General features: G+C 51.7%; 19 protein-coding genes, 1 tRNA gene and 1 other RNA gene. 15 read left to right on the top strand and 6 right to left on the bottom strand.

Translation table 11 applies throughout. The annotated features are described in order from the left end of the window. The 4 genes from nusA to truB are packed head-to-tail and all read left to right on the top strand — an operon-like array spanning position 1 to position 5522. On the top strand, positions 1 to 1488 hold the full coding sequence (gene nusA / locus CRO05_RS12070; protein ID WP_097067397.1) for a transcription termination factor NusA: 1488 nt from the start codon (positions 1 to 3) through the stop codon (positions 1486 to 1488). A gap of 18 nt (positions 1489 to 1506) precedes the next feature. Then, positions 1507 to 4128 (top strand): translation initiation factor IF-2, encoded by a 2622-nt coding sequence (infB, locus tag CRO05_RS12065; RefSeq protein WP_097067396.1) that lies wholly within the window; start codon positions 1507 to 1509, stop codon positions 4126 to 4128. Positions 4129 to 4151: 23 nt separating this feature from the next. Continuing rightward, positions 4152 to 4532, top strand: a complete 381-nt coding sequence (gene rbfA / locus CRO05_RS12060) for a 30S ribosome-binding factor RbfA (RefSeq protein WP_097067395.1) — start codon at positions 4152 to 4154, stop codon at positions 4530 to 4532. 36 nt (positions 4533 to 4568) lie between these two features. After that, positions 4569 to 5522, top strand: a complete 954-nt coding sequence (truB, locus tag CRO05_RS12055; RefSeq protein WP_235001424.1) for a tRNA pseudouridine(55) synthase TruB — start codon at positions 4569 to 4571, stop codon at positions 5520 to 5522. Here truB and CRO05_RS12050 read toward each other — a convergent pair. Next, entirely contained in the window at positions 5517 to 6353 is an 837-nt protein-coding gene (locus CRO05_RS12050; RefSeq protein ID WP_097067394.1) for a response regulator, read from the bottom strand. The two genes, truB and CRO05_RS12050, sit on opposite strands and share 6 nt — an antisense overlap. Before the next feature lie 288 nt (positions 6354 to 6641). Beyond that, positions 6642 to 7580, bottom strand: coding sequence for a diguanylate cyclase domain-containing protein (locus CRO05_RS12045; protein ID WP_097067966.1), 939 nt, complete (start codon positions 7578 to 7580; stop codon positions 6642 to 6644). A gap of 528 nt (positions 7581 to 8108) precedes the next feature. Between CRO05_RS12045 and CRO05_RS12040 the strand changes: the two genes are divergently transcribed. From CRO05_RS12040 to rluB, 7 genes are all read left to right on the top strand, one after another. After that, positions 8109 to 8185: transfer RNA gene (locus tag CRO05_RS12040), tRNA-Met, on the top strand. A 1149-nt stretch (positions 8186 to 9334) separates the two neighbouring features. Beyond that, positions 9335 to 10153 (top strand): methane monooxygenase/ammonia monooxygenase subunit C, encoded by an 819-nt coding sequence (locus CRO05_RS12030; RefSeq protein WP_097067392.1) that lies wholly within the window; start codon positions 9335 to 9337, stop codon positions 10151 to 10153. A 707-nt stretch (positions 10154 to 10860) separates the two neighbouring features. Next, an RNA gene (gene ffs, locus CRO05_RS12025) (signal recognition particle sRNA small type) lies at positions 10861 to 10959 on the top strand. Between the two features lie 151 nt (positions 10960 to 11110). Next, a complete protein-coding gene (gene dnaX, locus CRO05_RS12020) occupies positions 11111 to 12799 on the top strand; it encodes a DNA polymerase III subunit gamma/tau (RefSeq protein ID WP_097067391.1) in 1689 nt (562 codons plus the stop codon). Between the two features lie 14 nt (positions 12800 to 12813). Beyond that, positions 12814 to 13137 (top strand): YbaB/EbfC family nucleoid-associated protein, encoded by a 324-nt coding sequence (locus CRO05_RS12015; protein ID WP_181319792.1) that lies wholly within the window; start codon positions 12814 to 12816, stop codon positions 13135 to 13137. 112 nt (positions 13138 to 13249) lie between these two features. Beyond that, the gene (gene recR, locus CRO05_RS12010; protein ID WP_097067389.1) at positions 13250 to 13849 is read left to right on the top strand and encodes a recombination mediator RecR; all 600 of its coding nucleotides are present in this window, start codon (positions 13250 to 13252) and stop codon (positions 13847 to 13849) included. A gap of 159 nt (positions 13850 to 14008) precedes the next feature. Further along, positions 14009 to 14899: a 23S rRNA pseudouridine(2605) synthase RluB gene (gene rluB / locus CRO05_RS12005; protein ID WP_235001423.1), complete on the top strand. Its 891-nt coding sequence runs from the start codon at positions 14009 to 14011 to the stop codon at positions 14897 to 14899. Between the two features lie 234 nt (positions 14900 to 15133). Here rluB and prmB read toward each other — a convergent pair whose 3' ends face one another. Further along, positions 15134 to 16030, bottom strand: a complete 897-nt coding sequence (gene prmB / locus CRO05_RS12000) for a 50S ribosomal protein L3 N(5)-glutamine methyltransferase (RefSeq protein WP_097067388.1) — start codon at positions 16028 to 16030, stop codon at positions 15134 to 15136. A 221-nt stretch (positions 16031 to 16251) separates the two neighbouring features. On the opposite strand from prmB, the gene CRO05_RS11995 reads away from it, so the two are divergent. Beyond that, a complete protein-coding gene (locus CRO05_RS11995; protein WP_097067387.1) occupies positions 16252 to 16731 on the top strand; it encodes a phosphatidylglycerophosphatase A in 480 nt (159 codons plus the stop codon). Positions 16732 to 16794: 63 nt separating this feature from the next. Here the strand turns inward: CRO05_RS11995 and dapE are convergent, their stop codons facing one another. The 3 genes from dapE to dapC all read right to left on the bottom strand — a co-directional run bounded on the left by dapE (position 16795) and on the right by dapC (position 20241). Then, positions 16795 to 17928 carry a succinyl-diaminopimelate desuccinylase gene (gene dapE, locus CRO05_RS11990; protein ID WP_097067386.1) on the bottom strand — a complete coding sequence of 378 codons (1134 nt, stop codon included), beginning with the start codon at positions 17926 to 17928 and terminating at the stop codon, positions 16795 to 16797. Positions 17929 to 18188: 260 nt separating this feature from the next. Continuing rightward, a complete protein-coding gene (dapD, locus tag CRO05_RS11985) occupies positions 18189 to 19010 on the bottom strand; it encodes a 2,3,4,5-tetrahydropyridine-2,6-dicarboxylate N-succinyltransferase (protein WP_097067385.1) in 822 nt (273 codons plus the stop codon). A 37-nt stretch (positions 19011 to 19047) separates the two neighbouring features. Further along, positions 19048 to 20241 carry a succinyldiaminopimelate transaminase gene (dapC, locus tag CRO05_RS11980; RefSeq protein ID WP_097067384.1) on the bottom strand — a complete coding sequence of 398 codons (1194 nt, stop codon included), beginning with the start codon at positions 20239 to 20241 and terminating at the stop codon, positions 19048 to 19050. A gap of 86 nt (positions 20242 to 20327) precedes the next feature. Here dapC and CRO05_RS11975 point away from each other — a divergent pair, with 86 nt between their 5' ends. From CRO05_RS11975 to CRO05_RS11965, 3 genes are all read left to right on the top strand, one after another. Next, positions 20328 to 21239: a DMT family transporter gene (locus tag CRO05_RS11975; RefSeq protein WP_097067383.1), complete on the top strand. Its 912-nt coding sequence runs from the start codon at positions 20328 to 20330 to the stop codon at positions 21237 to 21239. 82 nt (positions 21240 to 21321) lie between these two features. After that, positions 21322 to 22272 (top strand): D-2-hydroxyacid dehydrogenase, encoded by a 951-nt coding sequence (locus CRO05_RS11970; RefSeq protein ID WP_097067382.1) that lies wholly within the window; start codon positions 21322 to 21324, stop codon positions 22270 to 22272. A gap of 398 nt (positions 22273 to 22670) precedes the next feature. Further along, positions 22671 to 23129, top strand: coding sequence for a beta/gamma crystallin domain-containing protein (locus CRO05_RS11965; protein WP_097067381.1), 459 nt, complete (start codon positions 22671 to 22673; stop codon positions 23127 to 23129). The last annotated feature ends 131 nt before the right edge of the window (positions 23130 to 23260 follow it).

Genomic DNA, 23260 nt, shown 5'->3' with positions numbered 1-23260 from the left:
ATGACCCGCGAGGTTTTGCTATTGGTGGATGCGCTGGCGCGCGAAAAAAATGTCGAGAAGGACATTGTTTTTGTCGCACTCGAACTGGCGTTGGCATCCGCTACAAAAAAGCGTTTTCACGAGGACGCTGATGTGCGCGTGTCGATTGACCACGAGACGGGTGATTATCAGTCGTTGCGCCGTTGGCAGGTGGTAGCGGACGATATGGTTGAGGACCCTGCCCGTCAAATTCCCTTGAGCGAGGCGCAGCAGCGCGATCCGGAAATCAATCTGGATGAATTCGTTGAAGAGGTGTTGGAACCGTTGGAGTTTGGACGCATTGGCGCCCAGGCTGCGAAGCAGGTGATATTCCAGAAAATAAGGGATGCGGAACGGGAGCAGATCCTGAACGATTTTCTCGAACGCAAAGAGTACATGGTCACGGGGACCATCAAGCGCATGGAACGCGGTAACGCGATCATCGAATCCGGAAGGGTGGAGGCTGCTTTGCCCCGTGACCAGATGATTCCCAAGGAAAACCTGCGGGTCGGCGATCGTGTGCGCGCCTATCTGTACAAGATCGACCGAAACGCGCGTGGCCCGCAGCTGATATTGTCGCGGATTGCACCGGAGTTTCTGATAAAGCTGTTCGAACTGGAAGTGCCGGAGATTGAGGAGGGCCTGCTGGAGATCAAGGTCGCGGCAAGGGATCCAGGTTCACGCGCCAAGATTGCAGTCAAGTCAAACGATCAGCGTGTTGACCCGATAGGTACCTGTGTTGGTATGCGAGGCTCCAGGGTACAGGCGGTGACGGGTGAGTTGGCAGGAGAAAGGGTGGATATCATTTTGTGGTCGGATGACCCTGCCACATTCGTGATTAATGCGCTGGCCCCTGCCGAAATCAGCAGTATCCTGGTGGATGAGGAAAAACACAGTATGGACATCGTGGTGGATGAGGACAACCTTGCCCAAGCCATTGGGCGCGGGGGTCAGAATGTCCGGCTTGCCTCGGAGTTGACTGGTTGGGAGCTCAATATCATGACAATGGAAGAGTCACAGGCGAAAAATGAAGAAGAATTTTCCGTTCTTCGTCAGCTCTTCATGGAAAAACTTGATGTGGATGAGGAAGTGGCGGATATCCTGGTACAGGAAGGTTTTACGACGCTGGAAGAAGTGGCTTACGTGCCGCTCAGCGAAATGCTGGAAATCGAGGCATTTGACGAGCAAACGGTCAACGAACTTCGCACTCGGGCTCGTAACGCTCTTCTGACTGAGGCGATCGTCAGTGAAGAAAAAGTAGAGCATATAGCAGAAGACCTGCTTTCGCTCGAAGGTATGGATGGCCATACTGCGCGGGAACTTGCGGCTAAAGGGGTGAATACCCAGGAAGACCTCGCCGACCTGGCAGTGGATGATCTCGTTGAAATGGTCGAGATGGACGCCGAACGAGCCAGGCAATTGATCATGACGGCGCGCGCGCCGTGGTTTGCCTCTGCAGATAAGGCATAGGCTATTTAAAGGTTATCAATGTCTCAAATGAACGTAGAACAATTCGCTAGTGAACTGGGTGTGCTTCCAGCAGTACTACTGGAACAGCTTCAGGCTGCGGGGGTACGCAAGCATCTGACTGAGGATAGTTTGACGGAGAAGGATAAAACGCAACTTCTTGATTATCTCCGCAAAATTCATGGCGCTAAAGAGGAAAAAGGCAAAATTTCCCTTCCGCGTCGCCAGACTTCTGAAATCAAGAAATCGGATAGCGCCGGCAAACCTCGCAGTATCCAGGTAGAGGTGCGCAAAAAGCGTGTATTTGTAAAAGGTGATTTGACAACAGTCGCGAGCAAGACGGTCGAAGCCGCAGTCGTAGCGCCTTCTGTTCCTTCAACGGCCGCGCCGGTTCGTGCCCCGGTCATAGATGCTGCGGAGCAGGCATTGCGTGAAGAGGAAGCAAGAAAACAGGCCGAATTGATTGCAAGGCAGACCGCAGAACTCCGGGAGAAGAAGCAGCGGCAAAAGCCTGCGGCAGATGTCAAGGAAGAACCGGTTGTGGCGGTGGGTGAACCCGCGGCGCCTGCTGAACCCGCGCCTGCCGTTGCACCTGCCGCTACCCCATCCGTAGCTCCTGTAACAGAAACGGCTCAGCCGCAGCCTGTTCCGACCGAAGGGACCTTGCATAAACCGGTCGTCAAGCCTGAAGACAAGGCAGCTAAGGCCGAAAAGAAGAAGAAGCAGGCCAAGCAGGTAGTTTGGAAAGACGAAAGGACCGACAAACGCGGACTCAAGGCGCGTGGCGATTTATCAAGCGTGAAAGGATGGCGCACACGCAGGGATAAACACGGTAGACCCTCCGCCGAAGACCAGGGCGCCCATAGCTTTTCCGTGCCGACAGAGCCGGTTGTCCATGAAGTTATGGTACCGGAGACCATTTCCGTTGGGGCGCTAGCCCAGAAAATGTCAATCAAGGCCGCAGAAGTTATCAAGGCTCTGATGAAAATGGGAAATATGGTAACTATCAATCAAATGCTGGACCAGGAAACTGCCATGATCGTGGTGGAGGAACTGGGCCATGTAGCCAAATACGCAGCGCTGGACAGTCCCGAGTCCTTTCTGGCGGATACGGAGTTACCAGGAGTGGAATTCAAGACGGAGCCGCGTGCACCGGTAGTCACCGTAATGGGGCACGTCGATCATGGAAAGACCTCCCTTCTTGATTACATACGCCGTACCCGTGTGGCAAGTGGAGAAGCAGGTGGCATCACCCAGCATATCGGCGCCTATCACGTGGAAACTGAGAGAGGAATGGTTACGTTTCTGGATACACCTGGCCATGAAGCGTTTACAGCCATGCGCGCTCGGGGCGCAAAGGTTACCGATCTGGTCATATTGGTCGTGGCGGCCGATGACGGTGTAATGCCTCAAACAATCGAGGCCATACATCACGCAAAGGCTGCCAAAGTGCCAATCGTGGTGGCAATGACAAAAATAGACAAACCAGAAGCTAATCCTGAACGCATCAGGCAAGAACTGGTGACGCAGGAAGTGGTGCCGGAGGACTGGGGTGGCGACACCATGTTCGTCGAGGTTTCCGCCAAGACTGGCCAGGGTATCGATGCACTTCTGGAAAGCGTTTTGCTTCAGGCTGAAGTGCTGGAACTCGGGGCGGCAAAAGATGCGCCCGCCAGAGGTATTGTCATCGAATCCCGCCTTGATAAGGGTCGAGGTCCGGTGGCAACGATACTTGTGCAGTCTGGAACCTTGAAGCGCGGCGATATACTGCTGGCAGGCGCAGTATTTGGCAGGGTGCGGGCGATGCTCGACGAGACCGGCAAACCTGTGGAGCAGGCGGGGCCTTCCATTCCGGTTGAAATTCAGGGTTTATCAGAAGTCCCGGTGGCGGGCGAAGCGGTAGTGGCGTTGGCGGATGAGCGTAAAGCCCGTGAAATTGCGCTGTTTCGTCAAGGCAAGTTCCGGGACGTAAAGCTTGCCAAACAGCAGGCAGCCAAGCTGGAAAATGTGTTCGAACAGAAAGGCGAGGTCAAAGTGCTTGCGCTCATCATCAAGGCCGATGTGCAGGGGTCTTACGAGGCGCTGGCGCATGCACTTCAACGACTTTCTACCGATGAGGTCAGGGTTAACATTATCCACAGTGGTGTGGGCGCGATTACTGAATCCGATATCAATCTGGCGTTAGCTTCGAAAGCGGTTGTGATCGGCTTCAATAGCCGCGCGGATGCAGTCGCGCGCAAGCTCATCAGTTCAACTGGGGTGGATGTGCGCTATTACAGCATTATTTACGAGGCTGTAGACGAAATCAAAGCAGCACTGTCAGGCATGATGGCGCCGGATCGCAAGGAGAATATCACCGGATTGGTGGAAATCCGTGAAGTATTCCGTATTTCCAAGGTGGGGGCGGTAGCTGGTTGCCTTGTACAGGAGGGCATCGTCAAGCGGGGGTCGCTAGTGAGACTGATACGTAACGGCGAGGTGATCCATACTGGCGAGCTTGAGTCGTTGAAACGCTTCAAGGACGATGTGAAAGAGGTGAGGGCGGGTTTTGAATGTGGCTTGTCGCTGAAAAACTTTAATGATATTCAGGTGGGCGACCAACTTGAAACGTACGAGATCGTCGAAGTCGCACGCAGCTTGTAACTGCAGGCCCTGTAGGGACCGTTATGCCTAAAGATTATTCTCGTTCGTTGCGTATTGCCGACCAAATTCAGCGTGAACTGGCCGATCTGATCCGCAACGAATTGAAGGATCCCCGTATTGGCATGATCACGTTAACCGGTGTTGAGGTGAGTCACGATTATACGCACGCCAAAGTTTTTTATACGACGCTGCGTAGTGAAAGTGACAATTTTCTCACCGCTAAAGGGTTGGAGCATGCAGCCGGATTTTTACGTAGTCATCTGTTGCATCGATTGAAGCTTCGGGTTGTACCGCAACTCCATTTCATTTATGACGAATCGATAGAGCGAGGCGTGCGTCTATCACAACTGATAGATGAAGCCGTGGCGCTGGAGAGTCCTGCAAAAGAACCGGATGGTAGTTGATCTGCCGACGGTTCAGTTCGCGGTTCAGTGCCTGGATTGAATCCGCAAATTTTAAAGCCTAAACCCATCAAACGCGAGATCAGTGGCGTTTTGCTGCTCGACAAACCTTCCGGCATCTCGTCCAATAACGCGCTACAAATTGCCAAACGCATCTTTGCCGCGCGCAAGGCGGGGCACACAGGCACGCTAGACCCGATGGCAACCGGGCTATTGCCAATTTGCTTTGGTGAAGCTACAAAGTTTTCGTCGGCGTTGCTTGGCGCAGACAAGACATATGAAGCGGTCCTGAGACTCGGCTATATCAGTACTACCGGGGACGCCGAGGGTGAAATTTCAGTTGCGAGCCAGATAGAGCCCCGTTATTTGAAATTTACGCTGCCACAAGTTGAAGCGGTACTGGCAAGCTTTACCGGTGCAATCAAGCAGGTACCGCCTATGTACAGCGCGCTGAAGCATCGGGGAAAACCCATGTATATTTATGCCAGGGAAGGGGTGGAAATCGAACGGCAACCACGTGATGCCTTTATACACGATCTGCATATCAACTCCCTTGAGGGTAACGAAATGCGCATCCTGGTCAAGTGCGGTACAGGTACTTATATTCGCACGCTAGCTGAAGATATAGGCAAGGCGCTCGGATGTGGTGGAGCGTACCTTACCTTTTTGTGCAGAAGCACTCTTGATAATTTCGACTTGTCGCATACCTATACGCTCGATGCGCTTGAAGCTATGTCCTTGCCGCAGCGGGACTGCTGCCTCCTCCCCACTGATACTCTCATGCGAGGTTGTCCCGCCGCTACGCTGGACGCCGCAGCAGTAACATCTTTGCTACAAGGACGAACGATCCGGGACTACTTCTCTACGGATAGCTTGCAGGAGGGACAAAAGATTCGATTGTACGATCAGGACAACCGTTTCTTAGGTCTGGGAGAAATGACTGGAGGCGGTGAAATAATTCCCAAAAGGCTCATGTCGGCATCGTCGTCATGAATGCTGCTTGGAACGCATGCTGTCGGTAACATCTTTTCCTATCCCACGATAGCCAACGAAACGGCCGGACGAATCGAACATCGGCTCGCCGCTAACCATCAAATATTGTTCGGTCCCATCAGATTTGGTCCGGCTGTAAACGAAATCGATAAACGGCCGTCTTGCCGCGATGTTAGCCTTGAATGCGTTGTATTCAGCCTTGTTCCAGTGCGCTTTATGGTCTATGGGCTCACCCATCAAGTTGTCAACTGTGATTCCGAGCATTTCAAGGACCGGCCCATAAACTTTAGTAAAATGGCCCTTTTCATCCTGCTCCCAGTACCAGTCAGAGGCCAACTCGGTCAGGCGACGAAATCGCGCCTCGCTTTCGCGCAATTCCGCGGTCCGCTCCGCCACGGTCTGTTCCAGTTTTTTATTGTAATTCTCCAGTTGTTTGTATAATAAACGTACTTCCAGCATATTGTGGATACGTGTCTGGACTTCAATCAGATCAAATGGCTTGCTGACGAAATCCTTCGCGCCCGCCTGTAGCGCCCGAAGCTTATGGCCCGGCTGGGCGGTGATCACGAGTACCGGCAAGTAGTCTCCAGGTGCGATTTCCTTCAGGGCTTCCAATACCTGAAAACCATCCATGCCCGGCATTTGCAGGTCGAGAAGAATCAGGTCATATTGGTTCCGGCGATAGAGTCCACTAACGTCGCGGGGATTCATTGTCGAGGCGATACAGGTATAACCAGCATCGCTCAGCATTTGCTCAAGCAGCCGGACATTGGCTTCCTGATCGTCAACAATCAGGATTTTAGCGTTAAGAATGTCGGGTTTGCTAATCATTATTCTTGTCCTATTTCACTGGCAATTGATCAATTCTTTACAAGTTGACAAAGATATCGTATTGGTTCTAAAGATGATATGCAAAAGCGGTTATTTCTGTGTACTGGCTGTATTATTTTTCCCGATAACAGAAAGCTACCGCATTCCGGTACATCATTCGGGGCAAATGGCAGGTTGTTGAGTGGGAGTAAGGCTGCGATGGAGGGCTCTCCTCATGTGATTGCCGTGAACTATCAAGCCCAAGTAGAAAATGAGCCCGCGAGAGTCTACGGAAAATATAATTCGGCATTAGGAATACGCTTGCTCTGAAATTCTATAGGTATTTTTGTTCGCTTGCTTGGCATCCAGGAGAGCCGCATCTGCGTTCTTCAACAGCGTTCTCACATCTCTGCCATTGACAGGATAAAGACCGATACCGGCGCTTGCGGTCAGACTGATATTGTTCCCCTGAATAGTATAGGGCTGCGATAGCGCCTTGATTATTTTTTCTGCCGCAAGGGTCACACCGCCGATATTACTGACATGCGGCATTGCGATCACAAATTCGTCGCCGCCAAGGCGTGCCGCCGTATCTTCCTGTCTGACCGCGGCTACCAGGCGTGCTGCCACGAGTTTCAGAAGCAGATCCCCGACATCGTGACCCAACGTATTGTTGATCTGCCTGAACCCATCCAGATCCAAATACAAAACCGCCATTATGCTGCTGTTCCTCTTTGCATGGATAATAGCCTGGGAAACCCTTTCTTCCAGGAGTCGTCTGTTGGCAAGTCCCGTCAGCGGATCATGCAACGCCATGAATTCCTGGGTTTTGGCATAGCTGCGTGCTCGCTGATGCAAGAGGCGTACTTCCAGCAGGTTATGAACGCGCGCAAGCACCTCGGCCATATCAAAAGGTTTGCTGATGAAATCCTTTGCCCCGGATTGGAGCGCGCGCAGCTTACAGTCCGGATTGGCTGTAACCACCAGTACCGAGAGGTATCCATCCGCTTCAATCTCCTTCAGAGCGTCCAGCACCTGAAATCCGTCCATGCCAGCCATTTTCAAATCGAGCAGGATCAGGTCGTAATGATTCCGCCGGTGCAGGTCATATACCTGATATGGATCCATCGTCGAGCTGACGGAGGTATAGTTTGCAGCAGCCAGCACGCCTTCCAGCAATTGGACGTTTGATTCCTGATCATCGACGATCAGGATTTTTGCGCTATGAATATCCGTTTCAGTGATCATATTGTTTGCATATTCATCCGGACCAAACTGCCCCTCAAACCTAACCATACTCGGCATATTGCTGAGCTTAACCAGGTCAATTGCCTGAGAGAACAGCGAATTTTAGGGAGTCCTGTTCGATATTCAGACACGCACGCTTTAAACGCGCATATTTTGCCGCTATTTTGCGTGTGCCTCTGTGCGCTAACTCTCATAAGAAAAACAGGAAGCGATTCTATTCCTCCAAGATGTGGCTCATCGGTTCTGTAGGCGAGCTTGTCCAGAGAAATCGATTTTCCCAACAGCACAATGCCGGAGCCATCCAGATACTTATGGAGGACTTATACAAACCCGGATGGGATGATATATGGAATACTCATTTTCTACATCATTGCGAGACCTGCTCCGGTAACTAAAATAGGAAAACCTTTATCAAAAGGCACCTGTAGAATGTCTGAGGTTAGCCCCAAAGAAATTGCCTCGACCAGAGCTTGCACCGGAATAATATTTGACCTTGGCACACTCTCCTTATATAATTGCCCCCTCTGACGCGGGGTGGAGCAGTCTGGCAGCTCGTCGGGCTCATAACCCGAAGGTCGTAGGTTCAAATCCTGCCCCCGCAACCAGGTCATTAAGCCATTGATTATCAACGTGATCAGTGGCTTTTTTCTTATGCGTCCAGCAGGGACGCACTCTTGCGAGCGCAAGTCCAGCCGTAAGTTGAATCCACGTACGAAACGAAGTGCATCTGCATGAGGGTGACCGGAGTGTGGCGAGTTTTCGCGCCCTGGAGTTCTCCCTCTCATGACCTCATCTTCTCGAATCGCGCAGATGCGCATGCCGATGGTGTGGCATAGCGAAGTCCAATGGACCGTCCCTATGCCAATTTATCCACTCAACCTGTATCTGCCAATCTCTTCTGGACAAGTTTTTTTGTAACAAGAGTTTTCTTAGGGTGACCTGCTCCCAGGAATGAGCCACATAGCGCAGCAGCATTCTGGTTTGCAGGTTGGTAGCAGACTACCATGGCGCCATACTTTGCTTTTCATTTGTAATAGGACGCATCGGAAAAACCACGCTTGCGGCACAACTTAACCGCATGTCCATATCTGCTTCCTTCAAAAAATCCAATAATCTGTTCCTTGCCAAAAAAATCGCTTCTTCATCGGCCGCACCTTTTCCAGGAATCAAATTCTACTTCGTCATGAAGTTAATAATTAGAGGCCAGCCAGGGGAGACGCACGGGGCAGAATTCCATCTAATGCATGACCTCGGTAGCTCTGCGGGATGACACTCGACCAGAGAGACTCTGCCGAATGAATATGGACCACCACTGGACAAGTCCTCGCAAGATATGATTCCAAGTTACCCAGGCCGCATGCACAGGGAACTTTACTGAAGAGGCTGAGTCGAATGAGGACTGGTAGTCCCTTTGGGACGATACAGGTATTTCTTGATTATCGAACAGGAGCTAACAAATGATAACGACAATTGGAAATTACGGGTTACAAGAAAAGAGTCACCGTTCGGTCATTGCCGATCGCGCAGCCGGAACTTTTGTGAATTAATTTGGTCTAATTTGAACTGGTAGTTTATGTATTAATTTTTATCAACCTCACAGGAGTTTACGATGGTTTTCATTATCCCGAGTGGGAACCCGGTGGCTACCGAAGAAATCCTGGAACCATATTGAAATTTATTTGATCTAAATTCAACTGGTAGTTTATATATATTTTTATTAGTTCGTAAGTCTTTGATTAAAATAGGAGTTGGCGATGTCAACAACTACACTTGGTAACAAAGCGGTAGATCAAGCGAAGGCAAATATTACCTCCTACGATATATCGGAATGGTATGACTCGAAGTATTACAAATTGGGACTGTTACCCATATTGGGGATAGCAATATTCTGGGTCTGGTTCCAGCGCACCTATGCCTATTCCCACGGAATGGACTCAATGGAGCCCGAGTTTGAACAAATCTGGATGGGTCTATGGCGATTTCAAATGATGCTCTGGCCCGTTGTAGCGCTGATTGTATGGGGTTGGGTATGGAAGACGCGCGATACCCAGGAGCAGCTGGCCAACTTACCGGTGAAGAAGGAAATCAAACGGTACTTTTATTTCCTCATGTGGCTGGGTGTTTACTTGTTCGCTGTGTATTGGGGGTCAAGTTTCTTTACTGAGCAAGACGCCTCATGGCATCAGGTGATCATTCGTGATACCAGTTTCACGCCAAGCCATATTCCACTTTTCTATGGCTCTTTCCCGATGTATATCATCATGGGCGTTGCGTCTCTTCTGTATGCAACCACCAGGTTACCGCTATATGCAAAAGGCACATCGTTTCCCCTGGTGATGGCTATTGCCGGCCCGCTGATGAGTCTGCCGAACGTGGGTCTTAACGAATGGGGACATGCCTTCTGGTTCATGGAAGAACTCTTCAGTGCACCGTTGCACTGGGGCTTCGTGGTATTGGCCTGGGCGGCTCTGTTTGCGGGTGGTGTTGCAGTACAAATCATCGCACGCTTCTCGAATCTTCTGGATGTGCAGTGGAATAACCAAAGTAGAGCCATTCTAGATGACGTTATCTAAGTCTCGGTTGTAGCTGTGACCGCTCCGCCCTCTGCCAAACACAGGGGCGGAGTCACGCGTAGCAGCAGAAGCAGCAAATATAGCCCGGCATGTTGTTAAAAATCCCATCCAAATCTGCCGTATCAACTGCATAAGCGCATTATGTTCAGATGGCATATTCCAGATAATTTTTAACCGATTCGGGACGTAACGCCCCATTAGCCATTAGCAGCAATTAGAATTGTGATTAAATCTTAATTAATTCCTGTGCTATACGTCGGAAAGCCGGTTTTGATTGTCCCTTTTCGCATACTTGGCCGTAAAGACGTTCTTGTAGCATTGCGGGCTGTGCAGGCAGTAATCCATTGCATAAAGAAATCATTGGGCAATATTACCATTGGCAAATTGCAAGTAGTCGTAGCGTGCCGCCGATGGGCGCCGGACCGAGGCCGATAACGTTTTGACTGGATCTCACTGTGCTCTCAGACCTAGAATTCATTGCCGTTCGAATTTCTGGACGCTATCATGGAGGCGTAATGGATGATGTGCCAGGTTGGGATGCTCGGTATTATGATTTCGATGTCTAGAGAATGGCGAGGAACTGCTGGCACTGAGCGAAAAATCAGGGATTCAGAGTTTGCCGGACTACTTCTGCATAAGCAGGATAAGGCCGCTGCCCATGCATGTTATAATTTTTATTTTGGCGTTGTTTGACTTTCAGTTTTTATGGCGGGCCTCCCCGCATTGCATAATAGTGAACCTGGTCAGGTCCGGAAGGAAGCAGCCACAGCTATATTCTGCAAGTGCCGGGGGTCAGGCTCGCCACCCCTTTGCTTGCATAGAGAGATGGTGCAGATGGATGGCCTGGTGGAGCCGGCGTCAAGCCGGTTCTACTTCACCTCGAGATTGTTAAGCACAACAGATCCTGCATTCTTTTCAGCCTTCAAATTCATTCCATAATAGTCGTCGTTCAATATCGTGTCCCAGACTCAGGTTCTTGCCCGCAAATGGCGCCCAAAGCGCTTTTCCGAACTGACCGGACAGGATCACGTGGTAAGAGCGCTTACCAATGCGCTTGAACAAAGGCGGTTGCATCACGCATACCTGTTTACCGGCACACGTGGCATCGGCAAGACGACTATTGCACGTATTTTAGCAAAGGCTCTTAACTGTCAGGCAGGCATTACGCCAACACCTTGCGGCGTATGTTCCGCCTGTACCGAAATTGATGGTGGTCGTTTCGTTGATTTGATCGAGATGGATGCCGCCTCCAATACGCAGGTGGAAAAGATGCGTGAACTGCTGGAAAACGCACTTTACGCCCCTACAGTAGCCCGTTACAAAATTTATATTATTGATGAAGTACACATGCTCTCCAAATCGGCTTTCAATGCCATGCTGAAGACCCTGGAAGAGCCGCCGGAACACGTCAAGTTCATACTCGCCACTACCGATCCGCAGAAGATTCCCGTAACCGTTCTATCTCGTTGTCTGCAATTCAACCTGAAGCAGATTCCGCTGCCGCTGATCGCTGCGCACCTCAAGCATGTGCTGGAACAGGAGCATATAAGTTGCGATGCGACATCGTTACAGTTGCTGGCGCGTTCGGCGCAGGGAAGTATGCGTGACGCCTTGAGCATCCTGGATCAGGCGATTGCTTTCGGAGAGGGCAAGATAGAAGAAACCGGGGTGCGCGACATGCTCGGTGCTATTGATCAAAGCTATCTTTATGATCTGCTGTATGCACTGGCACTAAAAGAAGGCGCCCGAATGCTAGAGATTGCCGATGCGATGGAAACCCGCAGTCTATCATTTGATACGGCCCTACAGGATCTGGCAACGTTATTACACCGTCTTGCTCTGGCGCAAATCGTGCCGGAAGCCATCGGGGAGGATGCCCCGGAGCGTGAGCAGATTTTCGCGCTGGCAAAAATGTACATGCCGGAAGATATTCAGTTGTTCTATCAGATCGCCATACACGGCCGGGATGACTTGAGCCGGGCACCGGATGAGTATGCCGGTTTCACGATGACGCTGATGCGGATGCTGGCTTTCATGCCGGACAGCATATCGAACGTATCGGAAGCGATGGGGAAGCCCGATGCAAGGATGAATCTCCCCTCGACCTCAATCCCAAAGCCTTCACGGGCTGCGGAGAGCGCAAAGGCCGCACCGACCATAGATATAGAGATAGCAAAGACACAAAAGGCACCAGAAACAGTAGAGATTGCAGCGACCGCAGCGGCAGCAGAAACATTTGACAAACCGGACTCTGACATAAGCTCATTCAGCAGCGACTGGGTGGCGATGGTAAACCAGTTAAAGTTGAGCGGCATGACGAAAATGCTGGCTCAACACTGTGAAGTGAAGAATGTTTCACCGAACGAAATCGAATTTTGTGTGCCGGAGATGCATAAGCACCTGCTCGATAAAGCCTATCAGGACAGAATGCAAGCTGCGCTGAGGGAACGCCTGGGTAAGCCGGTTCGGCTGAAGTTCTCGGTTGGGATCGTCACAGGCCATACCGCTGCGGAGCTGGAGGATCGTGAAAAGCGGGAGAGGCAGTCTCAGGCGGTCGCGGCCATCGAATCAGACCCGTTTGTTCGGGACATGGTGGAGCACTTCGATGCAAAACTGATCGTTTCTTCGATCAAACCCATTCAATAGCGGAGGAAAAAATGATGAAAGGCGGCTTGGGCAATCTGATGAAACAGGCTCAGCAAATGCAGGAAAACATGAAAAGCATGCAGGAGAAATTGGCTTCGATAGAAGTCGAAGGGCAATCCGGGGCCGGGATGGTCAAGGTAGTGATGACTTGCCGCTATGATGTGAAGCGCGTCAACATTGACAGCAGCCTCATCGGCGACGATAAGGACATGCTGGAAGATCTGATTGCCGCTGCGGTAAACGATGCCGTGCGACGGGTCGAATCCACCACTCAGGAAAAAATGGCGGGCTTCACCTCGGGCCTGTCCTTGCCGCCAGGGATGAAACTGCCATTTTAGTTTTATCTGAACGATATAACACATTCCAGTGGCACCATATTCCCTATACCGGCAACGGCCATTTTCCGCCACAGGATATCCACATTTCAGTGTTTCTCCTTGTTTCGCTTAAGTGAAAGCGCCAACCAGCCTCGATGAACTGATCGATGCTTTACGCTGCCTGCCGGGCGTGGGCCCCAGATCAGCCCAACGTATGGCCTATCACCTGTTGCAACGCGATCACGCCGGGGCGCAGCGCCTTGCCAGTTCGCTTGATTATGCGCTGGAGCATATCAAGCATTGCGAGAAATGTAACAACTTCACCGAAGACATAATATGTGAGTTATGTCGTTCCCCACGACGCGACGCGGCATTGCTATGTGTAGTTGAGATGCCCGCCGACCTGCTGATGATGGAGCAGGCACACTGTTACAAGGGTATGTATTTCGTGCTGATGGGCAGACTTTCGCCATTGGATGGTATTGGCCCGAGGGAAATTCATCTTGATCGGCTGGTGAAGCGGGCTCAGGACGATGTAGTAAGGGAAGTTGTGCTGGCCACCAATTTCACGGTGGAAGGCGAGGCAACCGCCCATTATATCAGCGAGCTTCTAAGTAATAAGGACCTGAAAATAACCCGCATTGCGCGTGGATTGCCGGTGGGAGGGGAGCTGGAACACGTGGATAGCGGTACACTGGCGCAGGCCGTCTTTGAACGCAGAGAGATTTCGTGATTATTTTATTGTCATTCCTGGCTTGAGCCCAGGATCCGCCCCAAATCAATCCTGACGTGTTTTGTATGCCATCGTACAGGCCTTCACCGGTATTCCGTTTGTATTATTCGTTGCCGAACAATGAACGCAGACATTGCAGAGCTTGAAAGTGAGATATAGATGAAAGCCATGCTATCGAAGCCCTTAAAGCACTCCAAGTCATCGAAGCCCCCGAAATCGGCAACGCCGCAGCCGAAATCACACTCGTCGCCTGGACCGATAAGGAAGAAAACGCCCGCGGTGGCCCGCTCTATCGACGGCCCCGCATCCCCTCCAGCCAAAACGCAAAAACTGCATAAACTGCTGGCGCAAGCCGGGCTGGGCTCGCGCCGCGAAATGGAGGAATTGATCGCTGCCGGACAGGCAACCATCAACGGAAAGATTGCGAACATAGGCGACCGTGTTGGGCCCGAAGATATTGTACGGGTGGGGAAGCGCACCATTCATTTGAAGTCCAGCGGGCGTCTGCCGCGGGTCATGCTTTATCACAAGCCGGAAGGGGAAATAGTCAGTCGCGATGATCCTCAAGACCGTCCTTCAGTATTCGATAAGCTGCCGCAACTGCGGTCATCCAAATGGATAGCTATCGGTCGATTGGATTACAACACCAGCGGATTGCTGATTTTTACCACTGACGGGGAATTGGCTAACCGCCTAATGCACCCGCGTTTCGAAGTCGAGCGCGAGTATGCGGTGCGGATTATGGGTCGTCTGACTCCGGAAGTAGCGGAACGGCTGACTACAGGGGTGGAACTGGAAGACGGCCCAGCAAAATTCGATTACTTGTCGGATGAAGGTGGCGAGGGTTCCAACCACTGGTATCGAGTGATATTGAAGGAAGGCAGGAATCGTGAAGTACGCCGCATGTTTGAAACGGTCGGGATGACAGTAAGCCGACTGATGCGAGTTCGCTTCGGTCCGATAAATCTGCCCCCGCGCTTGAAACGTGGAAAATGGATGGAGTTGGACGAGACCGAGATAACGCGGCTCCTGGAACTGGTTGGTTATTAATTCCGCAGGATAGAAATTTGGTTCTACCCGATTGACCCGAAATCAGCCTAAACAACTTACGATTCCGGTTTGAACCGGAATCGATCCAAATCATTCGTTATTCCAGGTCCTTGACCCGGAATCCAGTTTCAAAACAATCAACGAATGGGGTGCCCCCCACTTCTTCGGATACCCGATTCCCCAGGTATGACATTTATATAGCAGCAAACTTGATCTACGCTAATTCCTGGGTACCTATTGAGGAAGCTGATCTCGTTTCAGCAGGAAAACAAATTCGTCCCCAGCGCTGGTCTCGAGCCAGGTGAAAGGCGTATGTGGGAAAGCGTGTTCCAGAATTTTCTTGTTGTGGCCAATCTCGACGATCAGCATTCCTCGATCGGTTAAGTGGTTTGCTGCGCTTCGTAATATTGCCCGTGTTGTCTCCAGCCCATCTTCGCCGCTTGCCAAGGCATTACGCGGTTCATGAAGATACTCTTCGGGAAGCACCATCATTGCTTCTGCTCCGACATAAGGCGGGTTGCTGATAACAAGGTCGTAGCGGCGTTCCGCCAGGTCAGTGAATAAATCGGATTGAATAAGGCTGATTTTATGCTCCAGGTTATAATCCATTACATTTTTTTGTGCGACCTGGAGCGCCTCATGCGAGATGTCTATGGCATCTATCATGGCGTTTGGAAATGCATGGGCAAGCAATATGGCAAGACATCCTGAACCGGTACAAAGATCAAGCGCGGAGTGGACGTCATCGGGTTCTTCTACCCATGGAGCGAGCTGGTTTTGCAGCAATTCCGCAATGAAGGAGCGTGGGATGATCACGCGCTCATCCACGTAAAAACTGAAGTCTCCAAGCCATGCTTCATTGGTGAGGTAAGCGGCAGGAATTTTTTCTGTAACGCGGCGTTCGATTATTCTCAGCACCTGCTCCAGTTCGGCTGTAGTGAGACGTGCATCAAGAAATGGTTCCAGTCGGTCAAGCGGCAGGTGCAATGTATGGAGAATGAGATAAACCGCTTCATCATAGGCTGACGCCGAGCCATGGCCGAAAAACAGGACGGCCTCATTAAAGCGGCTTACCGCGAAGCGTAGAAGATCGCGGATGGTTTCCAGTTGGGTATTGGCCTGAGTGAACATGAAGTTTATTAGAGAGTATCCTAACCCGCAGCGAATGCGGGAACAGGGATAATCAGTATACCCAGGCAAAAACCGGTTTTCATTTATTCACCCTCATCTATTTGAAATGTGCCTTATGCTCAAGCTGACGGCTGTTACGTAATTTAACAAATGTTGCATGGCCTCCCGCTACTGAGGTAATAATGGGACGCGGGACGGCTAGCTGCTGCCATGATATTTTCATGAGTGATTTCATTACCGGGTTGGCGACGGGATTCGGGCTGGGCCAGCTCCCCCTGTTTCCTGGTACCTTTGGAGCCCTCCCTGGCATCGTTCTGGCGTGGCTTATCCTGCGCCAGTCACGACGAGTACAACTGTTCATGTCCGCTGGCCTGATTATACTCGCTGTGTCTCTCTGCGCCTCCCACACGATGGGAGGAAAAGATGACAGCCGGATCGTCGCCGATGAATTCCTCACATTTCCGGCTGCCGTGGCCGGCCAGGCAATAGCTCGGCACCCACCGATGCTGATCGGCGCCTTCTTCACCAGTCGAGTACTGGACGGTCTCAAGCCTCCCCCTACCGCTCAAATGGAAAGTGTCGCGGGAGGCCTGGGAATCGTGCTCGACGATGTGGCGACCAATCTCTACACCTGGCTGCTGCTCACCGCTACCTACGCCATTTACCGTCGGCTACGCGTGAAAGGCTCGCGAAGGAAATAAACAGTAAGCTGATTATCGGTCCCGCTATCCCTGTCGATTCATCAATAGTTGGGATGTCGATCATCAACCCAATAACAAATCCTCCAATACCAAACGGTAAATTTGCGGCAGCTGTTCCAGATCCTCTACTTCCACGTATTCATTGAGCTTGTGGATCGTAGCGTTGCGCGGACCCATTTCCACTACTTGCGGGCAGATGTCGGAGATGAAACGCCCATCGGAGGTTCCGCCAGACGTCGAAAGTTGGGGCTCGATTCGTGTCACGGTTCTGATTGCGCGGCTTACCGCTTCGACCAGATTACCCCGGGGAGTGAGGTATGGCTTGCCAGAGGGTTCCCATAGCAGGTGGTAATCCAGTTTTTGCCGATCAAGAATTTCATGTACTCTGGCTTGCAGCGATTCAACCGTGCTGGCGGTGGAGAAACGAAAATTGAACAGTATCGTGACTTCGCCCGGAATAACGTTAGTGGCGCCAGTGCCTCCGGTAATATTGGAAATCTGCCAGGTGGTGGCCGGAAAATATTCGTTGCCCTCATCCCATTCGGTTCGCGCCAGTTCAGCAATGGCTGGGGCCGCCAGATGTATCGGATTTTTTGCCAGATGAGGGTACGCAATATGGCCCTGTATGCCCCTCACGGTCAATGTGCCGGATAAGGAGCCGCGTCTGCCGTTTTTAATCGTGTCGCCAAATTTGTCCACGCAGGTCGGTTCACCGACGATGCAATAATCGATGCGTTCGTTACGCGCTTTGAGGGCTTCCACCACCCTGACGGTGCCGTCCACGGCCACGCCTTCCTCATCGGAGGTGATAAGCAGCGCAATCGAGCCGTCATGGTTGGGGTGTTCGGCAACAAAAGCTTCTATTGCCGTTATAAACGCCGCAATTGACCCTTTCATGTCGGCCGCCCCTCGGCCGTAAAGCCTGCCATCTCGAATCACCGGGTCGAATGGATCACTGTCCCATTTTTCGAGTGGCCCGGTTGGCACGACGTCGGTGTGGCCTGCGAAGCACAGCAGTGGAGCGCCCGTTCCCCGCCGTGCCCACAGATTATCGACCTCCCCGCAGCGTATTCTTTCGATGTTGAAGCCGATTTTTTCGAGGCGATTAATCAGAATTTCCTGGCAGCCGTTATCGAAGGGGGTCAGAGACCGGCGGGCGATTAGCGCCTGTGCGAGAGCCAGTGTGTCGTTATGCATTGATATTTTCCTGAAAAGAAACTGGTTCCTGATGAGAGGGAAATTGAAATACCGTACGCTGGTCGGCCATTGATTCGCTGGACAACACCATAGCTGTCATACCCGCGCAAGCGGGTATCCAGTGGCGTGCTAAGCACGCCATCCCTGATGGGACTGGATTCCGGGTCAAGCCGGAATGCCGAAATTCATGATGTTTTGTCTGTCAAGTAAGCAATAGGGATAGAGGCGCACGACTGCCGAGAAAAATGACAATTCGCCGGTTAAATCCCGCGCAGCAGTTCGTTGATACCGGTTTTTGCACGGGTTTTGGCATCCACCTGCTTAACGATGACAGCGCAATAAAGGCTGTATTTTCCATCTGAAGAAGGCAGGTTTCCTGAAACCACCACTGATCCGGGTGGAATACGGCCGTAGGTTATTTCGCCGGTTCCCCGGTGATAAATTTTGGTGCTTTGGCCAATATAGACGCCCATGGAAATGACCGAGTTTTCCCCAACAACCACGCCTTCGACAATTTCAGAGCGTGCGCCAATGAAGCAGTTATCTTCAATGATAGTGGGATTCGCCTGCACTGGCTCAAGCACGCCGCCTATCCCCACACCGCCCGAAAGATGCACATTTTTACCGATCTGCGCGCAAGAGCCCACAGTAGCCCAGGTATCGACCATCGCACCTTCATCAACATAGGCCCCAATATTGACGTATGAGGGCATCAGAACTACATTGCCGGCGATGAACGAGCCTTTTCGCACTGCTGCGGGAGGTACGACCCGGAAGCCGCCGTTACGAAAATCCTTGGAACTGTAATCCGCAAATTTGGAGGGCACCTTATCGAAATAATTGGAAAAGCCGCCCTTGATAAAGCTGTTATCCTCCATTCGAAAAGAAAGCAACACGGCTTTTTTGATCCATTGATGTGTCTTCCACTCGCCGTCGGTTTTTTCCGCTACCCGCAGTTTGCCGCTGTCGAGCATTTCCAATACCTGCGTAACGGACTCCTTGAGTTTTGCCTCGACATTACGTGGAGTGATTTCAGCACGACGTTCAAATGCTTCTTCAATGGTGCTTTGGAGCTGATCCATGGTTTTCCTTTGAATTCCGGTTATTCTGATTCCGCAGCTATAGAGAAGATACCAGCATTTTTATCCGCTCGACCGCGGCTACGCATTCCGCCAACGGGGCGACCAAGGCGATGCGAACGAAATTTTCGCCAGGATTAATCCCATGCGCATACCGCGCCAGATAACTGCCCGGCAAAACCTTTACATTATAATCACGATAGAGCTGGCGGGCGAACTCGATGTCACTAATCGGCGTTTTTATCCACAAGTAAAAGGCTGCGTCAGGCATGGAAATTTGCAACGTTCCCCTCAGCAGCTCAATCACCGCGGCAAATTTCTCCCGGTAAAGGCGGCGGTTCTCGATAACATGAAGCTCGTCGTCCCATGCCGCCTCGCTGGCGGCCTGCACTGCCGGATTCATGGCGCTTCCATGGTAAGTGCGATAGAGCAGGAACTGTTCCAGTATCGCTGCGTCGCCTGCTACAAATCCTGAACGCATCCCCGGCACATTGGATCTTTTCGAGAGACTCCCAAATACGACAAGCCGGGAAAAGCCGCTGAGGCCAAAATGATGAGCAGCTTCGAGCGCGCCAAGGGGCCGCCCGTTTTCGTCGAAATAAATTTCCGCGTAGCACTCGTCCGAGGCAATAATAAAGCCATGACGATCTGAAAGCTCGAACAACTGTCGCCACTCATCCTTCGACATTACTCTGCCAGTGGGATTGGCCGGTGAACAGACATACACAAGTTGTGTGCGCGACCATACGTCCTCGGGCAGTTGCGCATAGTCGAGTACAAAATTATTTTGTGGGAGCGTATTCAGGAAATAAGGCGTGGCCCCTGCCAACAAGGCCGCGCCTTCGTATATCTGATAAAACGGGTTCGGACAAACTACAATGGCTTCTGAAAGTGACGGATCAATCACTGTCTGGGCAAAAGAGAACAGTGCTTCTCGGCTCCCGTTAACGGGCAGAATCTGCGTGTCCGGATCGATCGCAGGCAACTGATAGCGCTGCATCAACCAGGTTCCGATACTTGTACGCAGCGACCTTGCTCCAGCCGTGGTGGGATAGTGGGCCATTTTCGCGAGGTTGTCCGTTAGAACCTGGCGAATGAAGTCGGGAGTTGCGTGCTTGGGCTCGCCAATGTGTAGATTGATGGAAGAAAAAGCCGGCTCCGGCTCGATTCCCTCGAACAACTTGTTGAGCTTCTGGAAGGGGTAGGGTTGCAGGCGGTCGAGATTGGGATTCAATTTAAAGGCTGGAGAAGGCTGGTACTGAAACCATTATTCCCGAAGTTGAGTCATTGATCGAAGCAGGATTATAAAGGGCAGGCGCCTTGCCAACCAATCAAAATAAACAAAATGGGCAAAACAGCCAAAATGTCTTACCGGTGGCAGCTCTGCTCATCGGTGCCGTTATCTGGGGTCTGCTGTGGTATCCGTACCGATTACTTGAACAAGCCGGGATAAGTGGGCCGGTTGCAACCGCGATCACCTATGTTATGGCCTTGCTGCTGGGATTGGTCGTATTTCGGAAGCACCTGCGGAAAACGCAGATGCCTGGCAGCGGCGGATCCCATTTGTTGTTCGGCATAGCGTTGTTCGCAGGCTGGACCAATCTCGCTTACGTGCTTGGGGTGATCCACGGCGAAATCATGCGGGTCTTGCTGCTATTCTATCTCGCGCCGCTGTGGACTATCGTATTTGCACGCTTCCTGCTGAACGAGGTGTTGAGCCTGCATGGGTATCTGGTTATTGCTTTTTCTCTCGCCGGCGCGATAATCATGTTGTGGCAGCCCGACAATGGTGTTTCGCTGCATTCCTCCTACGGTGACTGGATGGGGCTGTCAGCCGGTTTCACGTTTGCGCTCTCAAACGTGCTGAGTCGCAAAGACCAATACCACAGTGTTCAATTGAAATCGGTGGCGGTGTGGATCGGAGTTGCACTGATAGCATTCGGGTACAGCCTCTTTCTGGCGGACCTGCCCGTTTTGAGTGATATCTCTACCAAAACGTATCTGCTCCTGCTGGGAGTAGGACTGGTGGTGTTTGCGCTGAGTGTGATTGTGCAATATGGTCTCACACATACTCCCGCGAATCGGGCTATTGTAATTATGTTGGTCGAACTGGTCGCCGCGGCGGTTGCGGCGTATTTTCTGACTGACGAGGTAATGGCGCTCAGGGAATGGCTTGGCGGCGCGATGATCGTTTCGGCCAGTCTGCTTTCCGCAAGGATGAATCGAGAGTAGGAGGTTGCCTTGCTGGCCCCGTAAGTAACAAATTGCAATTGCCGTATCGGCTTCTCACAGACCTGAAAGAGAGCAGATGAACATGAATCATCACGTAGTGTTTCTGGAACGGGATTCGCTGAAGGTGGAGGTGCGCCGGCCGAATTTCGAACATACTTATGAAGAATATGCCCAAACCGGTCCCGATCAGATCGTGTCGCACCTTCAGCGCGCGACGATCGCAATTATCAACAAGGTTGGCTTGAGCGAGGGAACTCTCGCGCAATTACCCAGGCTGAAAATGGTTGCCATCGCCGCAACGGGATATGACGCCATCGATATTGCGGCCTGCCGAAGGCGCGGCATTGCCGTGGCGAATATCCGCAATTATGCAATTCATACCGTGCCGGAGCATGTGTTCGCAATGGTGCTCGCGTTACGCAGGAATTTGTTGGCGTACCGGCAGGAGATTGAGCAGGGGGCGTGGCAGAAATCGGAGCAATTCTGCTTGTTTACGCATGACATTGGTGAATTGTTCGGCGCGACCATGGGCATTGTCGGCGAGGGCGCCATCGGACGTGGCACCGCAGCCATTGCACGCGGCTTCGGCATGCTCGTGCTGTTCGCGTATCATGCCTCGTCCAAGAAAAAGGACGTGGTACTCACGCCGCTTGATCAGGTGCTTGCCGAATCGGATATACTCTCGCTGCACTGTCCATTATCCGCCGCAACGCGAGACATGATCGGCATCAATGAGCTGCGCAAGATGAAGCGCAGCGCGCTTCTGATCAATACCGCCCGCGGCGGATTGGTCAATGAGGCTGCGCTGGTTCAGGCGCTGGACGAAGGTCTCATCGCCGGCGCCGGTTTTGACGTGCTCACTACCGAACCGCCGACGAATGGCAATCCCTTGCTCGACCTGCGCCGCCCCAATTTCATCCTGACGCCACATATAGCCTGGGCCGCAGCCGAGGCAATGCAATTTCTCGCTGATCAGCTGATCGATAATATCGAGGCCTGGGTGGCGGGCAAGCCGCAGAATTTGGTTACCTGATCAAAAACTGGCTTGAGCCCATGAGCGGCTGTAACGAAAATTCCGCTTTCCAGCCTGTCGCGTTGCGCTAATTCGCTCATCGGGGATCTACTCAAGAGTTACAGAGATGGTTCGCGACAATTGCCGAGATGGGAGTCCGAAGGTTTTGATCCTGCAAAACTGCCTGGACATGAAGCTCCTGGCTACTCGGCCATCATTTATGTGCCACGCTGAATCCAACTTGCTTCGGCATCTCGCCCTTCGGCTTGATACAAGATTCACATACCAGAGAGTCGAGAGCGGTACGCGCGGCAGGATTCAGACCAAGGTTTTATGTGCGTCACGCCACATACTATCCTTTTCTCACCCGATATTATCTAGATTTAAAGTCGGCATAAACCGAAATCAGGAGATGAAAAATGAAAAAAACCGGAATATTGGCAGCTTTGCTGACACTTATGCTTGCAATTGGGATAAGCACAGCGGCCACCGCTCAGGAACAAGACCAATTTAAAAACAAAGACAAGAACGAGGCCCTGGCGCCGATTATCATGCTAGTGCCACCGATTTTTGCAATCGACTCTCAGCGTGCAGGCGGATGCTGGGCGCGACTTTATCCAAGTGAGAACTACAAGGGTGATGTGCTTTTACTGGCAGGGCCGATCGACGTTCCCAAGGCGCGTGTTGGGGATTTCGATTGGGGTCGTAAATATGATAGCCTCGTCGTGGGACCGGATGCGACTCTAACAGTCTATGACAATGAGTTCTTCAAAGATAAAGTTGCGACTTTTGAACAGGGTCACCGCGCGCCCAACCTTGATAAAAAACTCGGACTTTTTGAAACCATCCGATCGCTCACGCTTTCCTGCGCAAAGTAGCTCCCGGTACTTACGAGCAGCAGTTGTTTGGCATCACTCGCCTTAACCGTGGCGCAGTCATGATGCAATATCCTATACATGACCGTGTACCCGGCCCTACATGAATACGGTGATAACAAATATGTTATCGA

It is taken from the genome of Nitrosovibrio sp. Nv4 (assembly GCF_900215485.1).
Classification (GTDB): Bacteria; Pseudomonadota; Gammaproteobacteria; order Burkholderiales; family Nitrosomonadaceae; genus Nitrosospira.
The sequence above is the reverse complement of the archived record's forward strand: the minus strand, read 5'-3'. Positions and strand labels throughout refer to the sequence as shown.

Coding starts and splice junctions, on each gene's coding strand:
- nusA (WP_097067397.1), top strand. CDS start 1: ATGACCCGCGAGGTTTTGCTATTGGTGGATGCGCTGGCGCGCGAAAAA.
- infB (WP_097067396.1), top strand. CDS start 1,507: ATGTCTCAAATGAACGTAGAACAATTCGCTAGTGAACTGGGTGTGCTT.
- rbfA (WP_097067395.1), top strand. CDS start 4,152: ATGCCTAAAGATTATTCTCGTTCGTTGCGTATTGCCGACCAAATTCAG.
- CRO05_RS12050 (WP_097067394.1), bottom strand. CDS start 6,353: ATGATTAGCAAACCCGACATTCTTAACGCTAAAATCCTGATTGTTGAC.
- CRO05_RS12045 (WP_097067966.1), bottom strand. CDS start 7,580: ATGATCACTGAAACGGATATTCATAGCGCAAAAATCCTGATCGTCGAT.
- CRO05_RS12030 (WP_097067392.1), top strand. CDS start 9,335: ATGTCAACAACTACACTTGGTAACAAAGCGGTAGATCAAGCGAAGGCA.
- CRO05_RS12015 (WP_181319792.1), top strand. CDS start 12,814: ATGAAAGGCGGCTTGGGCAATCTGATGAAACAGGCTCAGCAAATGCAG.
- rluB (WP_235001423.1), top strand. CDS start 14,009: ATGAAAGCCATGCTATCGAAGCCCTTAAAGCACTCCAAGTCATCGAAG.
- prmB (WP_097067388.1), bottom strand. CDS start 16,030: ATGTTCACTCAGGCCAATACCCAACTGGAAACCATCCGCGATCTTCTA.
- CRO05_RS11995 (WP_097067387.1), top strand. CDS start 16,252: ATGAGTGATTTCATTACCGGGTTGGCGACGGGATTCGGGCTGGGCCAG.
- dapE (WP_097067386.1), bottom strand. CDS start 17,928: ATGCATAACGACACACTGGCTCTCGCACAGGCGCTAATCGCCCGCCGG.
- dapD (WP_097067385.1), bottom strand. CDS start 19,010: ATGGATCAGCTCCAAAGCACCATTGAAGAAGCATTTGAACGTCGTGCT.
- CRO05_RS11970 (WP_097067382.1), top strand. CDS start 21,322: ATGAATCATCACGTAGTGTTTCTGGAACGGGATTCGCTGAAGGTGGAG.
- CRO05_RS11965 (WP_097067381.1), top strand. CDS start 22,671: ATGAAAAAAACCGGAATATTGGCAGCTTTGCTGACACTTATGCTTGCA.